Source organism: Amycolatopsis marina (genome assembly GCF_900111885.1).
In the GTDB taxonomy this organism is placed as follows: domain Bacteria; phylum Actinomycetota; class Actinomycetes; order Mycobacteriales; family Pseudonocardiaceae; genus Amycolatopsis; species Amycolatopsis marina.
On record NZ_FOKG01000006.1, the window covers coordinates 1 to 21,710 of the forward strand.

The 21,710-nt window shown below is 67.4% G+C and carries 20 protein-coding genes and 1 rRNA gene; 14 read left to right on the forward strand and 7 right to left on the reverse strand.

The window, feature by feature from the left end; translation table 11 throughout:
• Positions 1 to 217: ribosomal RNA gene (locus BM199_RS11305) — 16S ribosomal RNA — on the reverse strand; the annotation flags it as partial.
• A gap of 532 nt (positions 218 to 749) precedes the next feature.
• On the opposite strand from BM199_RS11305, the gene BM199_RS11310 reads away from it, so the two are divergent.
• The 4 genes from BM199_RS11310 (at position 750) to BM199_RS11325 (ending at position 5,456) form a co-directional block, all read left to right on the forward strand.
• Positions 750 to 1,037 carry a hypothetical protein gene (locus BM199_RS11310; RefSeq protein WP_091672745.1) on the forward strand — a complete coding sequence of 96 codons (288 nt, stop codon included), beginning with the start codon at positions 750 to 752 and terminating at the stop codon, positions 1,035 to 1,037.
• A gap of 72 nt (positions 1,038 to 1,109) precedes the next feature.
• Positions 1,110 to 2,063: a hypothetical protein gene (locus tag BM199_RS11315; protein ID WP_091672747.1), complete on the forward strand. Its 954-nt coding sequence runs from the start codon at positions 1,110 to 1,112 to the stop codon at positions 2,061 to 2,063.
• Positions 2,063 to 3,841: a GMC family oxidoreductase N-terminal domain-containing protein gene (locus tag BM199_RS11320; protein ID WP_091672748.1), complete on the forward strand. Its 1,779-nt coding sequence runs from the start codon at positions 2,063 to 2,065 to the stop codon at positions 3,839 to 3,841. The genes BM199_RS11315 and BM199_RS11320 overlap by 1 nt, the downstream gene beginning before the upstream one ends.
• Positions 3,842 to 4,292: 451 nt before the next feature.
• Positions 4,293 to 5,456: a DUF6801 domain-containing protein gene (locus BM199_RS11325; RefSeq protein WP_245788298.1), complete on the forward strand. Its 1,164-nt coding sequence runs from the start codon at positions 4,293 to 4,295 to the stop codon at positions 5,454 to 5,456.
• Between the two features lie 118 nt (positions 5,457 to 5,574).
• On the opposite strand, the gene BM199_RS11330 is transcribed toward BM199_RS11325, so the two are convergent.
• Complete coding sequence (locus BM199_RS11330; protein ID WP_091672752.1) at positions 5,575 to 5,976, reverse strand: hypothetical protein; 402 nt, start codon at positions 5,974 to 5,976, stop codon at positions 5,575 to 5,577.
• Between the two features lie 215 nt (positions 5,977 to 6,191).
• On the opposite strand from BM199_RS11330, the gene BM199_RS11335 reads away from it, so the two are divergent.
• Complete coding sequence (locus BM199_RS11335; protein ID WP_091672753.1) at positions 6,192 to 7,031, forward strand: mechanosensitive ion channel family protein; 840 nt, start codon at positions 6,192 to 6,194, stop codon at positions 7,029 to 7,031.
• A 63-nt stretch (positions 7,032 to 7,094) separates the two neighbouring features.
• Here the strand turns inward: BM199_RS11335 and BM199_RS11340 are convergent, their stop codons facing one another.
• From BM199_RS11340 to BM199_RS11350, 3 genes are all read right to left on the reverse strand, one after another.
• Positions 7,095 to 7,505, reverse strand: a complete 411-nt coding sequence (locus BM199_RS11340; protein ID WP_245788299.1) for a DUF6401 family natural product biosynthesis protein — start codon at positions 7,503 to 7,505, stop codon at positions 7,095 to 7,097.
• A 63-nt stretch (positions 7,506 to 7,568) separates the two neighbouring features.
• Positions 7,569 to 9,548: an RNA polymerase sigma factor gene (locus tag BM199_RS11345; RefSeq protein WP_091672755.1), complete on the reverse strand. Its 1,980-nt coding sequence runs from the start codon at positions 9,546 to 9,548 to the stop codon at positions 7,569 to 7,571.
• Between the two features lie 57 nt (positions 9,549 to 9,605).
• Positions 9,606 to 9,929, reverse strand: coding sequence for a YciI family protein (locus BM199_RS11350; protein WP_091672757.1), 324 nt, complete (start codon positions 9,927 to 9,929; stop codon positions 9,606 to 9,608).
• Positions 9,930 to 10,204: 275 nt separating this feature from the next.
• Between BM199_RS11350 and BM199_RS33830 the strand changes: the two genes are divergently transcribed.
• Positions 10,205 to 10,342 (forward strand): hypothetical protein, encoded by a 138-nt coding sequence (locus BM199_RS33830; RefSeq protein ID WP_177242574.1) that lies wholly within the window; start codon positions 10,205 to 10,207, stop codon positions 10,340 to 10,342.
• A 297-nt stretch (positions 10,343 to 10,639) separates the two neighbouring features.
• On the opposite strand, the gene BM199_RS11355 is transcribed toward BM199_RS33830, so the two are convergent.
• Positions 10,640 to 11,029 (reverse strand): hypothetical protein, encoded by a 390-nt coding sequence (locus BM199_RS11355; RefSeq protein ID WP_091672758.1) that lies wholly within the window; start codon positions 11,027 to 11,029, stop codon positions 10,640 to 10,642.
• A 152-nt stretch (positions 11,030 to 11,181) separates the two neighbouring features.
• On the opposite strand from BM199_RS11355, the gene BM199_RS11360 reads away from it, so the two are divergent.
• The 8 genes from BM199_RS11360 (at position 11,182) to BM199_RS11400 (ending at position 20,693) form a co-directional block, all read left to right on the forward strand.
• Positions 11,182 to 11,586, forward strand: coding sequence for a DUF6098 family protein (locus BM199_RS11360; RefSeq protein WP_091673167.1), 405 nt, complete (start codon positions 11,182 to 11,184; stop codon positions 11,584 to 11,586).
• 286 nt (positions 11,587 to 11,872) lie between these two features.
• A complete protein-coding gene (locus BM199_RS11365; RefSeq protein ID WP_091672760.1) occupies positions 11,873 to 13,171 on the forward strand; it encodes an ABC transporter substrate-binding protein in 1,299 nt (432 codons plus the stop codon).
• Positions 13,172 to 13,271: 100 nt separating this feature from the next.
• Positions 13,272 to 14,279, forward strand: a complete 1,008-nt coding sequence (locus tag BM199_RS11370; protein WP_091672761.1) for a carbohydrate ABC transporter permease — start codon at positions 13,272 to 13,274, stop codon at positions 14,277 to 14,279.
• On the forward strand, positions 14,276 to 15,148 hold the full coding sequence (locus tag BM199_RS11375; RefSeq protein WP_091672763.1) for a carbohydrate ABC transporter permease: 873 nt from the start codon (positions 14,276 to 14,278) through the stop codon (positions 15,146 to 15,148). Before BM199_RS11370 ends, BM199_RS11375 begins: the two co-directional genes overlap by 4 nt.
• A complete protein-coding gene (locus BM199_RS11380; protein ID WP_091672764.1) occupies positions 15,145 to 16,584 on the forward strand; it encodes a GH1 family beta-glucosidase in 1,440 nt (479 codons plus the stop codon). The genes BM199_RS11375 and BM199_RS11380 overlap by 4 nt, the downstream gene beginning before the upstream one ends.
• Positions 16,581 to 17,639, forward strand: coding sequence for a LacI family DNA-binding transcriptional regulator (locus BM199_RS11385; protein WP_091672766.1), 1,059 nt, complete (start codon positions 16,581 to 16,583; stop codon positions 17,637 to 17,639). Before BM199_RS11380 ends, BM199_RS11385 begins: the two co-directional genes overlap by 4 nt.
• A gap of 469 nt (positions 17,640 to 18,108) precedes the next feature.
• On the forward strand, positions 18,109 to 18,966 hold the full coding sequence (locus BM199_RS11395) for an alpha/beta hydrolase (RefSeq protein ID WP_425425515.1): 858 nt from the start codon (positions 18,109 to 18,111) through the stop codon (positions 18,964 to 18,966).
• A gap of 68 nt (positions 18,967 to 19,034) precedes the next feature.
• Entirely contained in the window at positions 19,035 to 20,693 is a 1,659-nt protein-coding gene (locus tag BM199_RS11400) for a catalase (RefSeq protein ID WP_091672768.1), read from the forward strand.
• A gap of 50 nt (positions 20,694 to 20,743) precedes the next feature.
• On the opposite strand, the gene BM199_RS11405 is transcribed toward BM199_RS11400, so the two are convergent.
• Positions 20,744 to 21,673, reverse strand: coding sequence for a ribonuclease Z (locus BM199_RS11405; RefSeq protein WP_091673169.1), 930 nt, complete (start codon positions 21,671 to 21,673; stop codon positions 20,744 to 20,746).
• Positions 21,674 to 21,710: the final 37 nt, after the last annotated feature.

Below are 21,710 nucleotides of genomic sequence, written 5' to 3' on the forward strand. Positions count from 1 at the left end.
CATACCGCCGGAGCTTTCCACCCCACACCATGCGGTGCAGAGTCATATCCGGTATTAGACCTCGTTTCCAAGGCTTATCCCAAAGTACAGGGCAGATTACCCACGTGTTACTCACCCGTTCGCCACTAATCCACCCCGAAAGGCTTCATCGTTCGACTTGCATGTGTTAAGCACGCCGCCAGCGTTCGTCCTGAGCCAGGATCAAACTCTCCAACAATGCATTGAAAAATCCGATCGATGACTACATCAATCTACTCAAAGAAACCCACAAAGGGTATTCTCATACATAAGCTCTACTGGCTTAGTTCACTAGCACACTGTTGAGTTCTCAAGCAACAAACCACTACGCGACAAAACTATGTTGTAACCCGAGACAGCAGCCTACCCTAGACAAATCTTCCGATTTCTCCGGGGTGACCTCACGGCCCCGATCAGGAACATCCACTCTACCACACCGTGGGAGCTTGGTTCATGTCCCCGCCACCCAAGTAACCCAACCCGTCGAAGCTCTCTCTCCCGCTCCGCCGACCCGGTCTCCCTGGCGACAAGAAGAAGATTACACACCCACCAACCCCCCAAAAACAGGGGGGTCCCTTAATGATCGAGAGATCTGCTGACCTGCGAAAACGCTGAGTGCTGTCCCGGTGCGCCGTACTCAACCCCTATGCCGGAGCGCCTTGCCGTTACTACTGCCGCGACTCGGCCTCGTCATGATCGGCTGACCGGCGGTGCGATAGAGACTGTTCGCCGTGCCCGGTGCCGGCAGGGTCGCCCACAGTGCGGCGCAGTCCCAGAACCTGCCCGTGCCGCAGACGTGTGTGCTCGCGCTGGTCCTGCTCGGCGCAGTCACCGGAGTCGTGGCCGGCCTTGTCCGGCGCCTGTTGCTCGGCGGGCCCGCATTGTCCGCGTACGCGGAGACGTCGACGGCGCCACGAGAAGGTGCGCACCGTCGTGTTCTCGAAGCCGACCGAGGCTCCGACCGCGCCGCACGCGACTTTTTCGTTCGAGTGTGCGAACGCCGATGCCGGTGCTTGTGACCGCGAAACATACTCTGCGGACGAAGCCGTCCACGACCGGCGATCAAGGAAAACAGCCCCGACGATGGCCGAATGGCGACGAATTCGGACTCTGGCGGCACCGCGGCTTCGCGGCTGATGTGCCGACGTGACCTACTCATCCGTGCCGGCGTGCTCGGCGCCGCTGCCGCCGCCGGCGGCGCCTGGCCCGCCACGGCTTCCGCGGAAGTCCCGGAAGCACTCGAACCTCTACTGGAACTGGTGGCTCAACCCGCACTGGATCTGCTCACCAGGGACACCTACGGTGGCCTCGCCGTGTTCGGGGTGCCGGGCCCCGATCGTTATTCGGCGGCACAGAGCCTGCTCAGCACCACGCCGGGCGGGATCGAAGCGGATTCCCCCGCACTGATCCAGCACACACTGGACTTCTTCGTTCCGTGGCCGGACACCTACGTGCACGCGCTCACCGCGGCCTTCACCACCGGGGTCAGTGAAGTACCCATCCCCACCTCGCTGCTCGGCGGCCTGCTCAAACCCCTGGAAGCCGTGGGGGCCACTCTCGACGACGTCCTCCTGCTGGCACTGCGAAACGACCGGACCCTGCCGATCTCGCTGGCACTGGCGCTGTTGATGAACGTGGCCGCGACGCAGGTCCGGCCCACGTCCGTCCTGGGGCCGATAGCGGACTCGCCCTTCGCGAACCTGACCCACAGGGAGAAGGCCGCGGCCTTCCAGCGCATCGAACACGCCCACCCGGCCCTGGTGGCGCTGCTCGACGGTCATCTCCCGGAGCCACTCAACGAGACCGCGTCCGGACTGCTGCGCTATGCGGGCGGTCTCCTGCTCACGCTCTGCACCTTCACGGCCTACACCGAGTTCGCGGTGTTCGACCGCGACAGTCGGCGCGCGGTGAGCAGACCGGTCGGCTGGGATCTGAGCAACTACATGCCGGGGCGGATCACTCCCGCGGACGGCTGGGCCGAATTCGTCGGTTACTACCAAGGACGACGCGCGGTGACGACCGCGCCCGAGCTGGGAGAACGCTGATGCGGGATGTGATCGTGGCCGGAGCAGGCGGTGGCGGACCGGTGGTGGCGAAGGAGCTGGCGAGTCGGGGCCTGGACGTACTCGTCCTCGAAGCGGGACGGGTATACGACGATCCTGAGAACCAGTGGTCCCGGTACGAGAACGACTGCAACAACCCGGCTGACGGCTACTTCCGCTTCGGTCCGTCCGACCGGTTCGAGCAACCACCATGGTTCCGGGAACTACCGCAGTACTCGTACATCTTTCAGCTGGCCGGATCCGGTGGCACCACCCAGCACTACTTCGGGAACTCGCCACGCGCCATGCCAGGCGTGTTCATCGACTACACCGGTCCGGACCGCGACGCATACGATGTGGCACACCTGTTTCCCTTCGGTTACCGGGACCTCATCCCGTACTACGAGTGGGTCGAGGCGACCCTTCCCGTGCAGACCGCGGCGATGGGGACGAAGGAGTCAGTGTTCTACCGGGGCTGTGAGCGGCTCGGGCTACCCGTGAACACCACAAAGGACATTCTGCGCGACAGCTTCCGGCCGCAGGAGAACGCCATCCTCCAACCGGGTGGCACGGCGGGTCGCACGAACGACGACAGCCGTCTTCGGTTTCCCGAGGCGACTGGCTGCACCTTCTGCGGCTACTGCTTCCAGGGCTGCTTCGAGCCGCGGCAGGCACCTCGGAACCTGAAGGCGAAACGACAGACGGACAACTCGTACCTTCCGATGATGCTCACCGCGGACCTGTGGGCGCCCTCGGGCCGACGCGCGACACTGGTGGCGGACGCCTTCGTCACGAAGGTGCTGACCGAGCGGCGCGGCGGCAGCACCGTCGCCCGGGGTCTGCGCTGGCGTGACACGCAGACCGGCACCGAGCACGAGGAGACCGCGAGCGTGGTCGTGCTGGCGGGTGGCTGCACCGAGAATCCGAGGCTGTGGCTGAACAGCGGTTTGCCCAATCCGAACGGCTGGGTCGGGCACGGCTACACCGACCACGCCATCGACTGGCTGATCGGCTCGTTCGACGAGTACACCGGGAACTCCAAGGGTGCGTCCTCCGCGGCACGCGCGGACTTCCCTGGCTACGGTGCGATCGAGCAGGTCGGACTGCCGCCCGCCCTCCAGGCGCTCACGATGGGCCTCAGCGACAGCGGAGTGCGCGGCGCCTACGACAACGGGCGCGGCCCGGTCGGCGCCTGGGACGGCCGGGCAGGCAGGGTCGTCGGCACCGAACTCAAGGACATACTCGCCGACGTCGACCGGCTGGTGAACATTCTGGTGCTCACCGATGACGACGTGGAGCCGGACAACCGGGTGGCGCGTTCGATCCTGCCGCCCGACGAGCACGGTCCGATCCCGAAAGTCATCTTCGAACACCGCGGACGCAGCGCGCGGACCCGGCGAAACCGCGAGTACCTCTGCGCCCGCGCCGCGGCCGTCCTTCGCGCCGCCGGGGCGAGGACCGTGCTGCGAATGGACTTCCCGCCGGTGCCACTCCATGTGCACTCGACCCTGCGGATGGGCACCGACCCGGCGGACTCCGTGCTCGGGCCCTACGCGGAGGCACGTTGGGTGGACCGGCTTTTCGTCGGCGACAACTCCGCGCTCGCCAACTCCCTCGGCGGGCCGAACCCGACGCTGACAGCCCAGGCCGTCGCCACCCGCACAGCCGAGCACATCTTCACCAAGTACTTCGGCGGCGCCCCGTGGACAAGCTCCGAATCACCGGTCAGCTCCCTCGACGACCGTGTCACCAGAGGCATCCTCGACGGCGCGTTCGGCTGAACGGGACCGCAGGACAGCGCGGCTCACCGCATTCGAGCGCGACGAACGAATGTCCTGCGTGTCCACTGACAAAACAGCCGGGTTCAGGTTATCGAAATTGTACGGCCGGAGATAAACGGATACATCTCGCCTGGTTCACTTTCGGAAGTCGAATCTCATCCGTCAAGATCCTCAACGCACCGGCGAAGCCGGCCCGGACACGGAACTGCTGAACCTCGGACGTTTGCCCACCCGCTTCACTTATACGTGTCTGACAACAATTTTTTTGCACCTGGACCAGCAAAGAACCTGTCAGTAGCGTCAGCGAGCGGCTGAGAATTCCAGCAACCAAAAGCCGGCCTGCTACCCCCTACCGCAAACAAGGAGCGTCCATATGTTCCGAAGTCAACGCCGCTCTCGCTCGCTTGGCAGAATACTGTCCGTTGCCGCAGTGTCGGCAGCCGTTGTGTCCATGGCTTCCGCGCCGGCCGCGCACGCTCTCGATCCCGCCGATGTCCCGGACATCGGTGTCGACACAGGCCGGTTCAACCTGCCGATAAACTGTGCGATCACCATGCCCGACCTCGGCGGCATCAAGGTGTTCGATCTCGCCACGAACGTCGACGTTCAAGGCGTCGTGACCACTCATCTCGGACCCGGCCAGGAGTTCTGGCTCACTCAGGGATCAGGAGCCATCACCTTTCCGACGTGGCTGACCACCCTCGGCGGCCTGGTCGGCGTCAACAGGGCCGACGCGGTCATCGACAAGCTGGAGATCTCCGCGTCGGATTCGACCCCGGAGGTGATCAACGTCGCCGAGGAGCCCCAGGAGATCAACGACATCGTCATCACACCGGGACAGGATCTCACGGTCGGCCTCCCGTTGGAGGGAACCTTCGACGTCGGCCCCTACACGGCCCCCCAGAGTGGGGCCACGACGTTACGCTTCGAACAGGCCGTCGCTCACATCACGCTGAGGTCGACGTGGGGTGCGCAGATCAAGCTGGATGCGACCTGTACCCCGACAGCGGGCAACGCGCTACTGACCCTGGGTATCGGCGGCGATCCGGGTCAGCCACCGTCGCGAATCCAGGGTGCGCCGCTGAATTTCGAGCCCATCGAACCGGGCTATCTCGTCGGCATCATCAACGCGCCGTACCGGTGTTCCCTGGGCGGGGAACCGCTGGATCTCGGGATAGCAGTGGGCGGCGAGATTCCGTTGTCGGTGCCCCGTAACGGTTCCGTGTCCTTCCGAAATGCTTCCGGCGCTTTGACCATTCCGAAAGCCACCGTGAACAAATTGCTCGACATGGGCTTGGCCGGTAGTTTCTCCGGAACGGTCGAGGAACTCAACCTCGTCGTCGCCGGCGGCACTCCTGCGGTACAGAATGTCGCCGCCGATTTGGAGATCCCCCCGACCGAACTCGTCCGCGACAAGGACGTCGTCCTTCCGCTGCCGGTCGACGGGACGCTTACCGCCGGACCGTTCCACCCGAAGGCGGGCGCGGAGAGTGTGGCCATCTCGCTCGGCAGCGCTTCAGCGACGATCTCCGCCAACGGAGATCCGACTCAACTCGGGATCTCGTGTGATCCACCGTCTCCCACGGTATTTCTGGTCGACAACCCGGTGATCTGACGGCTTTCGGCTATGCCCCAGTGCCCAGCTGAGCACTGGGGCCCTGGCCGACGCCCGTAGCAACGCAGCTCCGCGCCGGGACGCACGAGGAACTGGACCTGGCCCTCGAGCCCTCGAGTCACTCCCCGGACTCTGCCGTGCCCGGATCTTCCCGACCCAGCTGCCCGTAACACGAGGGGCACACCGGGCTTCCGTCACAGGCCCAGATGGCGATCAGTGTCGCCTCGCAACGGTGCCGGCAGGCCGTGCAGAGGAAACGCACCGCCATGGCCAGGCTGTACAACCCCAGTCCACGACGGACCGGATAGGAGGTGAGAACTCTGACCGACCTTCCGCTGCCGATCACCAGCCGCGATGGCCGAGCCCCGGCGCGGTGGCGAGTCTTCGGGCCGCCGCCCGGCCTGCGCGACACCCTGACCGGGGACCGACCGAGTGGCGGCACGGGAGCCTCGTGCTCGTCACCCTTCTGGGTCAGTTGTGCCTCCATCGCGTTCTCCCATTCCGCACGCCCGGTGATCATCGGGTTACCCCTCACGACCTCGCCAAACTCCCGTTGTGTCGCCCGAACGGGCGATTGAACCGGGCAACCGAGCGGCGGGTGTCCTCCCAGCTGACGCCGGTCCTGGCGCAGTGTTACGCCGAGATGTGTGGGCTGGTGCTTCCTGGGTATCCGTGAGCGACGCCGCTTCGGCAGCGGGGCGGTTCGTGCTCCTGACAAGGAAGGGAGAAAGAGTCGTGGCTTCCTACAATCTGGCGCAGGTCGACTTCGGGCAGGGTGTGTCCGACGCGTGGAGCGCCGTAGCCAGCTTCGTGCCCAAGTTCCTGGCGTTCCTGGTCATCCTTCTGATCGGTTGGCTCATCGCGAAGGCTCTGGCGAAGGTCGTCGACAAGGTTCTGGAGCGGGTCGGGTTCGACCGTGTCGTGGAACGCGGTGGCATCAAGAAAGCCCTGGCCAAGAGCAAGTTCGACGCGTCCGACATCATCGCGAAACTGGTGTACTACGCCGTCCTGCTGATCACCCTGCAACTTGCCTTCGGTGTCTGGGGACCGAACCCGGTGAGTAACCTGCTCACCGCGATCGTCGCCTGGCTGCCGCAGGCCGCCGTCGCGATCATCATCGTGGTCATCGCCGGTGCCATCGCCAGGGCCGTCAAGGACATGGTCAACGGCGCGCTCGGTGGTCTGTCCTACGGCGGGGTGCTGGCGACCGTCGCCTCGGTGTTCATCTGGGGTCTCGGCATCATCGCCGCCCTGAACCAGATCGGTGTGGCCACCACGGTGACTACGCCGGTGCTGATCACGGTACTGGCCACCATCGGTGGTGTGCTCGTCGTCGGTGCGGGCGGTGGCCTGATCCGGCCGATGCAGCAGCGCTGGGAGCGCTGGCTCGGCAAGGCCGAGAGCGAGGCTCCTGCCCTGAAGGGGCACGCGGAGGCCTACAAGCGCGGCCGCGAGGACGCCACTCGCGCGGAGCAGCCGACGGAGAAGATGCAGCCCGCGCACGCGATGTCGCAGACCGAGACCCCGCCCGCGCAGGGGGGCCAGACGCCGCCCGCCACCGGCGGCTACCGCTGACAGCAGAACCAGTCAGGAGCACAGCGCAAACGCCTGAGGCGGCCGACCCGAGGGCCGGCCGCCTCAGGCGTTTCCGACAGCGGGTTCCATGGGGTCGATGTCGTCGAGCCGCGGCTGCGCCTCGTCAATCGTTCTCGCCAGTGCACACACCCCGAGCAGCCTGGTGGTCATCCAGTCGGTATGCGGCCACGGCTGCCCCTCCACCGGCACGGGAATCGTCCAGCCGGTCTCCCTGGCTCGGTCCAGCAGACCGCGAGCGTAGCCTGCGAGCAGCACCACCCCGGCCATCGCCGCGGAACCTTCCACCCCGAACGTGATGATGTCGCGCACCGCGGCCGAGTGCTGGTCGACGGCAGCAGCGAGCCACGGTGTTGCCGCGACGGCCACCAGCCCGGCGGACCCGATCTGCTCGTGCAGGCGTCCCAGCATTCGTCGGGCGGAGGACTCCACCCAGATATCAGTCAAGCTCGACACGGCGTCCACGGTAGCCCGGACGACACGAACGACGGAAGCGATGTCGATCGTGTGACCGTTCGGTTACCGGTTGCGAGGTGCAGAACGCGCTCTGAGCTGGCGAAGGGTGTAGCCGTTCCGCTCGGGATCCAGGGACCTGGTGGCCTGCTTGAAGAGGTACTCGGCGCGCTCGTACGACAGGCGGCCGCGGCCCGTCTCAGGACACAGATCGGCCGGCGCGGGTCCGTGCGCGGGACCGGGCCTGCGTTCGGCGAGGAACACCGGTCCCCGCGTACGGCCCGCGACCAGCGTTTCCAGCAGTCCGGCGGTCCCGGATCGCCAGTTCACCCACGTGCGGCCTGTGTGCGCCCTGCGATCGGCCAGATCCAACTGCTCGACGTTCAGCGAAAGGACCTGTCGCACTCCGGCCGCCGATTCGTGCAGGAGCCGCCACAGCGTTTGTTCGCGAAGTGGCAGGTCCGTCCGCTCCCACAGCGTCGCCAGCAGGTCGGAGGGTATCGCCGCCGTGCCGTGCGTGTCCGCATCTCGCCGGTCCAGCCCCGCCGCGAGATCGTCCACACCTGCCCAGGTGCCGAACGAACGGACAGCCGAGCGATGCCGGTTCCAGGTCGCGGGGGCCGCTTCGCCCCACGCGGTGACGAACACCCGCGCGACGACCTCGGCTGTTAGCGACGGCAACGGAAAGCGGTCTCCCAGAGCCAGGCGCAGCCGGCGCAGAGTCTGCGCGTACGAGCGCACCGTCGCGACATCGAAGCCGGCCCCGTGCAGGAAATCCTCGGCGGCCTGCGCGAGGGTGACATGGGCGGATTCGCCACCGGCGAGAGCGTCCGCGCGACGAAGCAGAAAGGCGTGTTCGGCCGCGTTCCCGGTGAGCGCAGCGGCGCGCTCGAACTCCAACCGTGCTTCGCTGCCGCGGCCGAGCCGCAGCAACAGATCGCCCCGCACCGCCGGAAGCAGGTGATAGTCGCGCAACGCCGGATCGGCCAGGAGTGCGTCGACCTCGATGAGTCCGTTCTCGTACCCGTGCGCCATTCCGGTCGCGAACGCCCGGTTGAGTCGCACGATCGGCGTCGGCAGCACGCGGATCAGTGCCTCGTACAGCGTCGCGATCTGTGCCCAGTCGGTGTCCCGCGCGGTGCGGGCCTGTGCGTGGCACACCGCGATGGCCGCCTGCAGCAGGTACCGCCCTGGCGGACCGCCGAGATCGCGCGCTCGCAGCATGGAGGTGAAGCCACGGCGAATGAGCAACTGATCCCAGCGGCCCCGGTTCTGTTCGTGCAGCTGGATCGGTTCGCCCGAGGGCCCGGTGCGCGCGGGCGCACGGGACGCCTGGATCTCCATCAGGGCGACCAGGCCGTGTACCTCGGCTTCGTCCGCTGCCAGTTCGGCCAGCAGCCTGCCCAGGCGCAGTGCCTCAAGGCAGAGTCCTGGACGCAGCAGGTCATCTCCGGAGGTCGCCGAGTACCCCTCGTTGAAGATCAGGTAGATGACCTCGAGCACTGAGGCGAGCCGGTCGGCCAGATCCGCGTCGTCCGGCAGGGCGAACGGCACCTGCGCCTCGGCCAGGGTTCGTTTGGCCTCCGCGATCCGCTGGACGACCCCTGGCTCGCCGACCAGGAAAGCCCGGGCGATCTCCGCCACCGTGAGGCCGCCGAGCAGGCGCAGGGTCAACGCGATTCGCGACCGGGTCGGCAGCACGGGATGGCAGGAGAGGAACATCAACCGCAGGATGTCGTTCTGCTCGGGTTCCTGCCCTGCGTCCTGCTGCTTGTCCGGTTCGTGTGCGAGCCGTTCGTGCCTGCGTTCGTCGCGCTGGGTCCGGCGCACGTGATCGACGGCCCTGCGTTTCGCGATGGCCATCAGCCAGGCTCCCGGGTTCTCCGGAACACCTGAAGCCGGCCACTGTTCCAGGGCGGCCACCAGCGCGTCCTGGGCGAGTTCCTCGGCGAGGCCCACGTCGTGCACCAGCCGTGTCAGGCCCGCGATGATCCTGGCCGACTCGAGTTTCCAGACCGCGTCGATCCGGCGATGTGTGTCCGTCATGGCGCGATGCAGGCACCGCCCCTGGCGCTTGCGGGTCGGGGCGGTGCCTGCGGCGACTCAGGATCCGAAGACCTGCTGGACGACGCTCGTTCCGTCCCCGGCGATTCCGCGGAAACGGCGGGCCAGTTCGATGGCCTCCTCCTTGGAGCGAACCTCGACCAGCGCGAACCCGGCCGCGGCTTCTTTGGCCTCGGCGAACGGCCCGTCCGTCACCACGATCTCACCGCCTGAGGACTCCACCCGGATTCCTGCGGGCTCGAGGCCGCCGGTAGCGAGCAACACCCCCTTGGCGGTCATCTCTTCGATGAACGCGCCCATCTCGGCAAACAGCTTCTCGTCGGGGACGGCGCCGGAAGCGTTGGTGGTCATCAGGTAGCGCATCAGGTTCTCTCCTTAGGTTCGTTGATCTGTCTACACGTCGATCGGGGGATGTGACAGGGAACGGGGCCATTCCCTGTCACATCCTCCGATCGACCCGCCATCCACTCAGCGCGCTGAGTGGATGGCTCCCTCGGCTGAGTGCAGATCGCCGACTTCCTGGTCACCGGCGGCAACTGGGCTGCACGCCTGGTCCGGACCAACGGATGCGGCATGATCGCGGCCGGACTCCTCGGGATGGACCGGCCGACGGCTTCCCATCGGGTGTTCCTTACGGCATGCCCGCGACGCTCGGCTGGCGCGGCTACGGGCACCTGGCCGCGGGTCCTGTGGCGTTCGGCAACGGCTGGGCGATGTCCGGCGGCGGGGGTGCTGTGGTTTCCGTGGTCGCCGCCCGGTACCGCCATGTCCGCTGAACCGGTTTTCCCCGACCCATCCCACCACTGAAAGGACACCGATATGCCAGGTTCGCCTGCTTCACCAAGGCCTACGCCGGACACTTCGACTTCGACTTCTGGCGGGCCCAGTCGCTGTGGGCGGCCGTACTGCCGGGCGAGCGGGCAGGAGGTCTTCGCACAGGGTTAATCCCCCGACTGCGGGCAACCCTTGGCTGAGGTGCGGCACGCGACCCGGGCGCACTCCGTGCTCAGGCGCCGTCGGTTCAGCAGTGACAGCCGACGGCGCCGTCACTCGGTGCAATGCCGTGCCCTGGCTCAGGATCTCGGGCGCTTCCTACGGTCCCAAGATCGGCGTTCGGCACCGGTGACCTCCTCGGCGCCGGTGTCCGCGCCCGAGACCCGGCCGACGAAAGTGGCATTGGCCGAGGGAGCAGTCGTACTGTGCTGGTCGGCATCCTCGGGTGCCGCTTCGCCGCCGACGGCCCGAGGCGACCGGGACGGCTCCTCGAGTCCGGGATCGGCCTCCGGCTCCTCTCGACCGCTCCTCGCGCTGAGCACCGGCCACAGGCACAGTGCGAGCAGGGCGAGCGCCACGCCGAGCCACACCAGCCACAGGACATCCACGCCGATACCCACTGCGACCAGCCCGGCCCCGGCAAGCACGCCAACGGCGACGGCCCAACTGTTCCGTCGAGTGCGCGTCATCACGGACCTCCTCCGGTCTTGGTGACCGGGTTCCCGTTCGTCGCCGCCGTCAATCCTGTGACTTCGGGTGGGCGATTAGCGGCGCGGAAGAAGGGAAGTCTCCGCACAGACCGCTGAGGATTGGGGCACTCGTGGAAGCGAACAGTTCGGACATGTTCACAGTACGGCGACTCGGCGAACTGACCGAGCTCGTCGGGGCAGGCCTGGCCCCGTACCTGCGCTACTCGCCGGGCCCGGAGGCCGACGCCAGCCATCCCAGCACCGATCACGAGAGCGGCCTGCTGATGCCCGGACTCTCGGTGAACCCGTTGCCCGCCCCCGGCTGGTGGACGCTTCCGCTCGAGGACTGGCTGGCCCGTCGGGTTTGCCAGTACCTGCGCGAACTCCGCGAGGGCGCCTATCCCTGGATCCTGTCCGGGCGTTCCGTCGACTTCGGACCGGACAACGAACCCCTGCTCGTCGACGTACGACCGGTTGCCTGGCTGAGCTCTCAGGTCATCGTCGAGGCCAAGGAGCACTACCACGCGCGACTCCGGGCGGGCGAGTCGACGCACTGACGACCCGGGCCCCGGCACGCCGGAACTGCCAACTCACTCCGCGAAACCGCAGGGTCGCGCGCTGGAACTGCCAATTCGGGCCGCGGAACTGCCAACTCGGGTACCGGTTGGGGTTCCGAGTGAGAGCGCTCCCAGTTTGCGCGCGTCCGGAGCGGGGCGGACGACGTAACGCCCGGGCAACGGTGCTGTGGTGCCGTCTTGACACGAGGGGGCGGCCGGGAACAGACTCCCTCGGCATTGGGAGCGCTCCCAACCCGTCCCCACCTACACCCAACGAGGGGTTACCGTGCGACAACAGCGGAGACCATTACTCACCCTGACCAGCATTCTGACCGCCGCAACGGTGCTCGCCGCGTGCGGTGGTTCGGATGACTCCGGTGGCACGCCCGAGGCGTCCGACGGACCGGTGGAGCTCACGATCGCGACCTTCACCGAGTTCGGGTACGAGGAACTGCTCAAGGAGTACGAGGCCGCCCACTCGAACATCACGATCACCCACCGCAAGACCGGGCAGGGTGGACCGCACCACCAGAACCTCATCACCAAACTCGGTGCGGGATCGGGACTCGCCGACATCGAGGCCATTGAGGAGGGACACCTCTCCGACTTCCTCGACAAGGCGGACAAGTTCAACAACCTCGAGGAGATCGGTCCCGACGGGGTCACCGGCGAACGGTGGCTGGACTGGAAGTACGAGGCGGGCAAAGCCAAGGACGGCAGGTTGATCGGCTATGGAACCGACATCGGCCCGCTGGCGATGTGCTACCGCAAGGACCTGTTCGAGGAAGCCGGCCTGCCCACCGACCCCGAAGGTGTGAAGGGAATCTTCGCCACCTGGGACTCCTACTTCGCCGCGGGCGACCAGTTCGTCGCGGCATCGGACGCCGCCTGGTTCGACTCGGCCGCGCAGAACTACAACGCGATGGTCAACCAGCTCGAGGTCGGCTACTTCGACCGGGAGGACAACCTCACCATCGAGAGCAATCCCGGTATCAAGGAGAGCTGGGACAAGGTGACGGCCGCGGTGAGCCGCGGCCAGTCGGCGGGGCTCACCGCCTTCAGCAACGAGTGGAACAGCGGGTTCAAGCAGGGCGCGTTCGCGACCAAGACCTGCCCGTCGTGGATGCTCGGTGTGATCGAAGAACAGGCCGGACCGGAGAACAAGGGCAAGTGGGCGGTCACCGACGCGTTCCCGGGTGGCGGTGGCAACTGGGGCGGTTCCTTCCTCACCGTGCCCGACCAGAGCGCGCATCCGAAGGAGGCCGCGGAGCTCGCGGCCTGGCTCACGGCGCCGGAGCAGCAGCTGCGGGCGTTCGAGGCCAGGGGCAACTTCCCCAGCCAGGTGGAGGCGCTGGAGTCGCCTGAGCTGCTGGCCGAGACCTCGGAGTACTTCGGCGACGCCAAGGTGGGCGAGCTGTTCGCCGCGCAGGCCAAGAAGGTGACGACTGCCCAGTACAAGGGCCCCGGTGACGGCCAGATCCAGGAGAACGTCACCACTGCCGCGCTGCAGTCGGTGGAACAGGGCACGGATCCGTCGCAAGCCTGGCAGCAGGTCGTCGACGGCTCGAAACGGATCGCCCGGTAGCTCGTGCCCCGGTCGCCGCGCCCCGGACCCACGTGGTCCGGCGGTGCGGCCGCCCGGACGCACCGGATTCCACCGTGACAAGAAGAAAGGGGCGCGCCGGATGAGTACCGACCTTCACGCGGGCAGCGACCCGGCGCAGGCCGGCTCCGACAACCCTGTCCCTCCCCCACCGAAACATGCCCGACGCGTGCCGTTGCGGCACCGGCTCAGCCGGTGGGACGTGAAGTACTCGCCATATGTCTACATCGCACCGTTCTTCCTGGTGTTCGGCCTCGTGGGCCTGTTCCCGCTGCTCTACACCGGCTATGTCTCGGTGTTCGACTGGGAGATCGGCGACTCGGACCCCGGCTTCATCGGGCTCGGGAACTTCGTCGCCCTGTTCGGCGACGGCCAGTTCTGGAACGCCCTGGTCAACACGCTGAGCATCTTCGTGCTCTCCAGCGGGCCGCAGATCGTCATCGCGGTCCTGCTCGCGGCGATGCTGAACACGCGCCTGCGGGGGCCGACCGGGTGGCGAGTGGGCATCCTGCTGCCGTACGCGGCAAGCCTGGTGGCGATCGGCATCATCTTCGCGAACCTGTTCGGTCCCCAGTACGGGCTCGTCAACGGAATGCTGGAGGTCCTCGGCCTGGATCGGGTCGACTGGCAGGCCGACAGGTTCGGCAGCCACGTCGCCATCGCGGTGATGGTCAACTGGCGCTGGACCGGCTACAACGCGCTGATCGTGCTCGCGGCGATGCAGGCCATTCCCCGCGAGATCCACGAGGCCGCACTGGTCGACGGCGCGGGAGCGGTCCGGCGGTTCATCAGGGTCACGCTCCCGCTCCTGCGGCCGACCCTGATCTTCGTGGTGATCACCTCGACCATCGGCGGGCTGCAGATCTTCACCGAACCACGGCTCTTCGACGCACTTCCAGGCACCAACGGTGGCTCCACCAACCAGTTCCAGACCGTGACCATGTACCTCTACCAGTCCGCGTTCGAGAACTACGACCTCGGCTACGCCTCGGCCATCGCCTGGGTGCTGTTCCTGATCATCATCGTGATCGCGTTCGTCAACTTCCTGCTGACCCGGCGGCTGGCGAGCAACGGGGAGGACGTGCGATGACCGCGCTGACCTCCCGCACGGGACCGCGCAGGGCCTCCCGTGGTACGGCCACACTGGGCCGGCCGAACTTCCTGATCTACGGCCTGCTGGTCGCCTTCGTACTCGGCTCGTTGTTCCCGTTCTACTGGTCGTTCCTGGTTGGCAGCCGGGACAGTTCGATGCTGACCGAGCAGGTACCGCCCTTGGTGCCAGGGGGGAACTTCCTCGCCAACGCGCAGCGCGTGTTCGACTCGGTGCCGTTCTGGAAGGCCCTGGGCAACAGCGTCGTGGTCGCCAGCACGGTCACGTTGACCACCGTGCTCTTCTCCGCGCTGGCCGGTTTCGCGTTCGCCAAGTTGCGCTTCCGCGGCCGCAACGGTCTGTTCGTCTTCATCGTGCTGACCCTGGCGGTGCCCACCCAGCTCGGCATCATCCCGCTGTACATCGCGATGTCCGAGCTCGGCTGGGCGGGCGGACTGCAGGCGGTCATCGTGCCGAACCTGGTCACCGCGTTCGGCGTGTTCTGGATGCGTCAGTACACCGTCGGAGCGGTGCCGAGCGAGCTCATCGAGGCGGCCAGGGTCGACGGATGCAGCATGATCCGCGTCTTCTGGCACGTGTGCCTGCCCGCGGTCCGGCCCGCCGCGGCAATCCTGGCCATGTTCACGTTCATGACCTCGTGGAACGACTTCCTCTGGCCGCTGGTCGTCCTCGACGCGGGCAATCCGACCGTGCAGCTGGCGCTGGAACAGCTGCAGGGCGGCTTCTACATCGACTACTCCCTGGTGCTCGCCGGAACCACCCTGGCGACCATCCCGATCGTGATCGTTTTCCTCGCTCTCGGCCGGCAGATCGTCGCCGGAATCATGCAAGGTGCTGTGAAGGGATGAGTGTGTCCGTAATTCCTGACGAGGCGGAATCGAACGCCCGTGCCACGAAATCGCCGCTGCGCTTTCCCGACGGCTTCCTCTGGGGAACGGCCACCGCCGCCTTCCAGGTGGAGGGGTCGACCACCGCGGACGGGCGCAGCCAGTCCATTTGGGACTCGTTCTGCGCTCGTCCCGGAGCGGTCCGCGACGGCGACACCGGCGAGCCCGCGGCCGACCACTACCGGAGGATGGAGGAGGACGTGCGGCTCATGGCCGAACTCGGCCTGCCCGCCTACCGTTTCTCGATCTCCTGGCCCCGCGTCCGGCCCGACGCGGGACCCGTCAATCGCGCGGGCCTCGATTTCTACGAGCGGCTGATGGACACACTGCTGGCCAATGGAATAACCCCCTGGCCGACGTTGTACCACTGGGATCTGCCGCAGGCGCTGGAAGACCGCGGCGGATGGGCCGACCGGGACACGGCCTACCGGTTCGCGGAGTACGCCGACACCGTCCTCGCGGCGCTGGGTGACCGGGCCACGGCGTGGACCACGCTCAACGAGCCCTGGTGCTCGGCCTTCCTCGGGTACGGATCGGGCAGGCACGCGCCCGGCCGCACGGAACCCGCCGCCGCCGTCGCGGCCGGGCATCACCTCCTGCTCGCACACGGTCTCGGCCTCGAGCGGATCAGGGCACACGCGCCACACGCGGAGGCGGGAGTCACGCTCAACCTCTTCCCCGTCCGGCCCGCGCTGCCGGGGGACGCGGACGACCTCGAGGCGGTCCGTCGTGTCGACGGGCTGCAGAACCGGTTCTTCCTCGACCCACTGCTGCGCGGCGGATACCCCGAGGACGTGCTCGCCGATCTCGCCCCGTTCGGCCTCGCTGACCGGATCGAGGACGACGACTCGCGGAAGATCGCCGCGCCGCTGGACTTCCTCGGCGTGAACTACTACCGCGATCTGCACGTGTCAGCCCGCTCGGACGCCGAGTCCGGATCGCCCTCGGAGTGGGTGGGCGCCGAGCACGTCAGCTTCCCGCGCCGCGATCTTCCCCGGACGGACTCGGGCTGGGAGATCAATCCGGGCGGGCTCACGGCACTGCTGCTGGCACTGGACCGGGACTACGCGGTGCCACCGCTGTACATCACGGAGAACGGCGTTGCCTTCCCGGACCGGCTCGGTGCGGACGGGACGGTTCTGGACCACGACCGGGTCGAGTTCCTGCAGACACATCTGCGAGCCGCGCATTCCGCCCTCGAGCACGGAGTGGACCTGCGGGGGTACTTCTACTGGTCCCTGCTCGACAACTTCGAGTGGGCGGAAGGCTACGCGAAGCGGTTCGGGCTCGTGCACGTGGACTACGCCACCCAGCGCAGGACCCCCAAACTGAGCGCGAACTGGTACGCAGGCGTCGTCGCCGACAACGGCCTGGGAACGGGCTCGGAAGCGCGATGATCGACCCAGCCGAGGCCACCGTCGACGATCGGGCCGCGCCAACCCTGGAGGAGGTCGCCAGGGTGGCCGGCGTGTCCCGGTCGACGGTCTCGCGGGTGATCAACGAGTTGCCCGGGGTCAGCGAACGGGCCCGCACCGCCGTCGCCAAGGCGATCGAAACGCTGCGCTATGTTCCCAACGAGGCCGCCCGCAGCCTGGCCACCCGGCGGACGAACTCGATCGCGCTCGTCGTGTCCGAGCACGGTGACCAGGTCTTCGGCGATCCGTTCTTCGCCGGTGTGCTCCGCGGTGTCCACGCGGGACTCGCGAGCAGCAAACGTCAGCTCGTGCTGATGCTGATGACGCAGGACGACGACGGCGAGGCGCTCGCGAGCTATCTCTGCGGTGGCCATGTCGACGGTGCGCTCGTGGTGAGCCTGCACGGCAGGGACCCGTTGCCCCAGCGCCTCGCCGAAGCCGGGCTGGCGGTGGTGCTGGTCGGCAGGCCGCTCAGCGGGGCGCGGGTGCCCTACGTCGACTCGGACAACTTCACCGGAGGCCTGCTGGCCGCACGACATCTCGTCGCCACCGGCAGACGCCGGATCGCCACTATCGCGGGCCCGAACGACATGGCGGCAGGCATCGACCGACTCGTCGGCTGGCGGCGCGGCATGGCGGAGGCCGGGCTGCCGACGGATGTGCTGGTGCGCAGCGACTTCACCATCGAAGCAGGCGCCGCGGCCATGGCCGAGGTGGTGGCGAACCATCCCGACGTGGACGCGGTGTTCGCGGCCGCCGACATCATCGCCGTGGGGGCCATGCGCGAACTTCGGGCCCGTGAGCTGCGGATTCCGCAAGACGTCGCGCTGGTCGGCTTCGACGACTCCGTCCTCGCCACCTCGGCCATCCCGCAACTGACCACCGTCCGGCAGCCGGTGGAGGAGCTGGGCCGGACCGTGATCTGGCGGCTGCTCGCGCAGCTCAACGGGGAGACCGACCTACCGCCTTCGGTATCGCTGCCTACCGAACTGGTCGTCCGGGAGTCGAGCCGCAAGGGCGTCACGGCCGAAACCTGAGGCCGGGCGACCCGAACCGCGTGTGCGGTGCTGGCCACGGCGCCCGCCGCGACAGCCCAGGTCGAGCCGGGGACGTGGATCCCGGTCTCGCCCTCGTTCAGGGTGCAGGAGCGCGGCTGTGGGCAGGTCGACCACCTGACCTTCACCCTCACGAATCAGTCTGAAGCAGACTTTCGGCCCGGCGTCCCCACCGGTCGAGGTGACGATGCCGCCCGGCGGGCTCACCGAGGGCGATCGACAACGGGGGCACGGATGGATGACACCGCGCTCCCGCGGCAAAGGTGCGGAAGCAGGCCCAGTACCGGATCCGCACGGTCTATTTCGGATCACCGTCGCCCTACGTCCGGCACAGGACCGGCGGGCTGCGGTGAACGGGGTTCCGGTGAAAACCGGGGGAAGATTCAGGTGTCAGGAGCGATCTCCGGGGTAGTCCCGTCTGACTGGACGCCGGACGAGACGGAGGCCGTCGATGTGGAGACCTCAGCAGGCCGTCGTACGGATGGCCGCGCAACTCAGTGAGACGGCACGGGAACACGTCGTGCTCACGATGCTCGTCATGATCCCGCAACTGCTACGGCATCCAGCCTGGCGGCGAACCGACCCGAACCAGGGTGCGGGTCAGGGCGTGCTGCTCGTTCCGGGGTTCGGCTGTGGTGACCACACCCTCGAACTCACCAGCAGATGGCTGCGAGCGCGGGGCTATCGGCCTTCGGGTGCCCGGATCGGCCTGAATCTCGGGTGCACCAGTGAACTCGTCGACCGCATCGAGCGCAGGCTCGAGGAGCACGCGGAACGGACCGGCCGGCGGGTGATCCTGTTCGGCCAGAGCCGGGGTGGCTGGCTGGCCCGGCTCGCCGCGAGACGCAGACCAGACCTCGCACGAGGCCTGGTCATGCTGGCGTCGCCTGTGCTCGATCCGCTCGGTGCCCATCCACGGGCCGTGCGCGTGGCCGAGAAGCTCGCCCGCCTCTCGACGCTCGGAGTACCCGGGCTGCTGACCGACGACTGTCTCTCCGGCAAGTGCTTCCGCACCAGTTCACAGGCACTGAGCGCACCCCTTCCCGCACAGGTGCCCGCCGTGTCCGTGTACTCCCGATCGGACGCCATCGTCCCGTGGCACCTCTGCCTCGACCCGTGCGCCGAGCGCGTCGAGGTCAGCAGCGGCCACACCGGAATGGGACTCGACCCCGACCTCTACACCCAGCTCGAGCCGCGGCTCGCCGAGTGGGCGGCCGAGGACGCCGCGACGTTGCCTGAGGCCCGCTCACTCGGGCGGTCACGCACGACGCGCGGTCCGGTCAGGCCGGTTGGTTCCTGTGCGGGTTGACCAGGACACCCGTGGGTAGCCGGTCCGTGATGACCTGCACTCACGATCAGAAAGGACCACCCGGGGCGATGACGGACGTAGCAAGCAAGGGACCGGACCGCGACGACGACCGGCGGATACTGACCAACCGCCAGGGCCACCCGGTGTACGACAACCAGAACCAGCGGACCGTGGGCGCACGCGGACCCGCGACCCTGGAGAACTACCAGTTCCTGGAAAAGATCAGCCACTTCGACCGGGAGCGCATTCCGGAGCGCGTCGTGCACGCGCGGGGTACGACGGCGTTCGGCTTCTTCGAGTCCTACGGCACGTGGGGCGACGAGCCGATCAGCCGCTACACGAGGGCGAAGCTGTTCCAGGAGAAGGGAAGGCGCACCGAGGTCGCGACCAGGTTCTCCACGGTGATCGGCGGACGCGACTCCTCGGAGGTGGCGCGCGATCCGCGCGGCTTCGCGGTCAAGTTCTACACCGAGGACGGCAACTGGGACCTCGTGGGCAACAACCTCGCGGTCTTCTTCATCCGGGACGCGATCAAGTTCCCGGACGTCATCCACGCGCTCAAGCCGGACCCCGTGACGTTCCGGCAGGAACCCAATCGCATCTTCGACTTCATGTCGCAGACTCCCGAGTGCATGCACATGCTGATCAACCTGTTCAGTCCAAGGGGAATCCCGGCCGACTACCGGCACATGCAGGGGTTCGGCGTGAACACCTACAAATGGGTGAACGCCGAGGGCGAGACCCATCTGGTGAAGTACCACTGGATGCCCAAGGCCGGGGTGCGCAGCATGACCGAGGCCGACGCCGCCGCCGTCCAGGCCGGGGAGCTCGGCCACGCCACGAAGGACCTGTTCGAGTCGATCGAGCGCGGTGAGTACCCCGAGTGGGAGCTCCGGGTGCAGCTGATGAGCGACGACGAGCATCCCGAGCTCGACTTCGACCCGCTCGACGACACCAAGGTGTGGCCGGAGAACGAGTTCCCGGCCAAGCCCGTCGGCAGGATGGTGCTGGACCGCAACGTCGGCAACTTCTTCGCGGAGAACGAGCAGATCGCGTTCGGCACCGGCGTGCTCGTCGACGGCCTGGACTTCTCCGACGACAAGATGCTCATCGGGCGGACGTTCTCCTACTCTGACACACAGCGGTACCGGGTCGGTCCGAACTACCTGCAGTTGCCGGTGAACCAGGCCAAGAGCGCCGAGGTGCGCACCAACCAGCGGGACGGACTGATGGCCTACTACCAGGACCAGGCAGGCGAGAGCCCGCATGTCAACTACGAGCCGTCGATAACGGGCGGGCTGCGGGAGGCGCGGTATCCGACGCCTGACGAGCAGGGGCCCGAGATCACCGGCCGACTCACCCGTAAGCGCATCCCCCGCACGAACGACTACACACAGGCCGGGCAGCGTTACCTGTTGATGGAACAGTGGGAGCGCGACGACCTGGTGGACAACTTCGTCACGCTGCTGAGCCAGTGCGACCGGGCCGTCCAGGAACGGATGGTCTGGCACTTCCTGCTTGTCGAGGACGATCTCGGGCTCCGCGTGGGCAAGGGCCTCGGAATCAGCCCGCAGGACGTGTCCGGGCTCCAGCCACTGGAGAGCCAGGACCTCACCGAGGAGGACCAGAAGCGGCTGGCCGCACTCGGTGAGAATGGCAGCCGGGATGTGTCGGGCCTGGAGATGACCCACTGCGTACCGAACGAGCGCGCGGAAACGCACGGCTGAGCCCGTCTCGGGCCGACGGATCTGCCAACTCGGGCCCGGGAACTGCCAGGTCAGGCCCCGGAACTGCCGAGTCGGGGTGGGAACGGGATCCGGGTCAGGTCGGCTGCCACGAAAATGTGGCCGTGGAAGTGGGCGGCGGCCTCGTCGTGGAATTCTGCTGGGTCCCGGTAGCGCTGGGAGAAGTGCGTGAGTACCAGCGTCCGCACACCGGATTCCGCGGCGACCCTGGCCGCCTGTGCCGCCGTCAGGTGGCCGTACTCGGTGGCGAGTGCGGCGTCCCGCTCGAGGAACGTCGACTCGATCACCAGGAGGTCGGCACCGTCGGCCAGGGCGAACACCGCGTCACACAGGCGGGTGTCCAGCACGAAGGCGAACCGCTGGCCGGGCCTAGGTGCACTCACCTCCGCGAGGGTGACCCGCCTTTCCGCCACGGTCAGCTCGCCCGCGCGCTGCAACCGCCCGACGTCCGGCCCGCTGATCCCGAGATCCGCGAGGCGATCGGGCAGCATCCGCCGACCATCCGGCTCGACCAGACGGTAGCCGAACGAGTCGATGCGGTGGTCCAGGCGTCTCGCCTCCAGCACGCCGAACGCACCGGAGGCCACCGTGCCGTCACCGTCCACCGGCCGTTCACGCAGGTCCGCCGTCTCGTGGAACTCGGCCGCGTACCGCAGCCGCCGGAAGAATTCCGCGCCGGTAGCCGGATAGTGGGCGTACACCGGATGCGGCACCCGGTCGAGCGACAACCGCTGCACGACACCTGGCAACCCGAGGCAGTGGTCACCGTGGAAATGGCTGACGCAGATGTGGTGGACATCGTGCGCACCGACCCCGGCCAGCACCATCTGCCGCTGCGTGCCCTCACCGGGGTCGAACAGCAGTCCCATCCCGTCCCAGCGCAACAGGTAGCCGTTGTGGTTGCGGTACCGGGTGGGCGCCTGGCTCGCGGTGCCAAAAACGACCAGCTCACGACTCGACACCCAGCGCACTCTAGGCCCTGTCCGACGAGCGCGCGGG

Coding starts and splice junctions, on each gene's coding strand:
- BM199_RS11385 (WP_091672766.1), top strand. CDS start 16,581: ATGATCGACCCAGCCGAGGCCACCGTCGACGATCGGGCCGCGCCAACC.
- BM199_RS11375 (WP_091672763.1), top strand. CDS start 14,276: ATGACCGCGCTGACCTCCCGCACGGGACCGCGCAGGGCCTCCCGTGGT.
- BM199_RS11355 (WP_091672758.1), bottom strand. CDS start 11,029: ATGACGCGCACTCGACGGAACAGTTGGGCCGTCGCCGTTGGCGTGCTT.
- BM199_RS11350 (WP_091672757.1), bottom strand. CDS start 9,929: ATGCGCTACCTGATGACCACCAACGCTTCCGGCGCCGTCCCCGACGAG.
- BM199_RS11380 (WP_091672764.1), top strand. CDS start 15,145: ATGAGTGTGTCCGTAATTCCTGACGAGGCGGAATCGAACGCCCGTGCC.
- BM199_RS11330 (WP_091672752.1), bottom strand. CDS start 5,976: ATGATCACCGGGCGTGCGGAATGGGAGAACGCGATGGAGGCACAACTG.
- BM199_RS11320 (WP_091672748.1), top strand. CDS start 2,063: ATGCGGGATGTGATCGTGGCCGGAGCAGGCGGTGGCGGACCGGTGGTG.
- BM199_RS11325 (WP_245788298.1), top strand. CDS start 4,293: ATGGCTTCCGCGCCGGCCGCGCACGCTCTCGATCCCGCCGATGTCCCG.
- BM199_RS11315 (WP_091672747.1), top strand. CDS start 1,110: ATGGCGACGAATTCGGACTCTGGCGGCACCGCGGCTTCGCGGCTGATG.
- BM199_RS11345 (WP_091672755.1), bottom strand. CDS start 9,548: ATGACGGACACACATCGCCGGATCGACGCGGTCTGGAAACTCGAGTCG.
- BM199_RS33830 (WP_177242574.1), top strand. CDS start 10,205: ATGCCCGCGACGCTCGGCTGGCGCGGCTACGGGCACCTGGCCGCGGGT.
- BM199_RS11360 (WP_091673167.1), top strand. CDS start 11,182: ATGTTCACAGTACGGCGACTCGGCGAACTGACCGAGCTCGTCGGGGCA.
- BM199_RS11400 (WP_091672768.1), top strand. CDS start 19,035: ATGACGGACGTAGCAAGCAAGGGACCGGACCGCGACGACGACCGGCGG.
- BM199_RS11370 (WP_091672761.1), top strand. CDS start 13,272: ATGAGTACCGACCTTCACGCGGGCAGCGACCCGGCGCAGGCCGGCTCC.
- BM199_RS11395 (WP_425425515.1), top strand. CDS start 18,109: ATGTGGAGACCTCAGCAGGCCGTCGTACGGATGGCCGCGCAACTCAGT.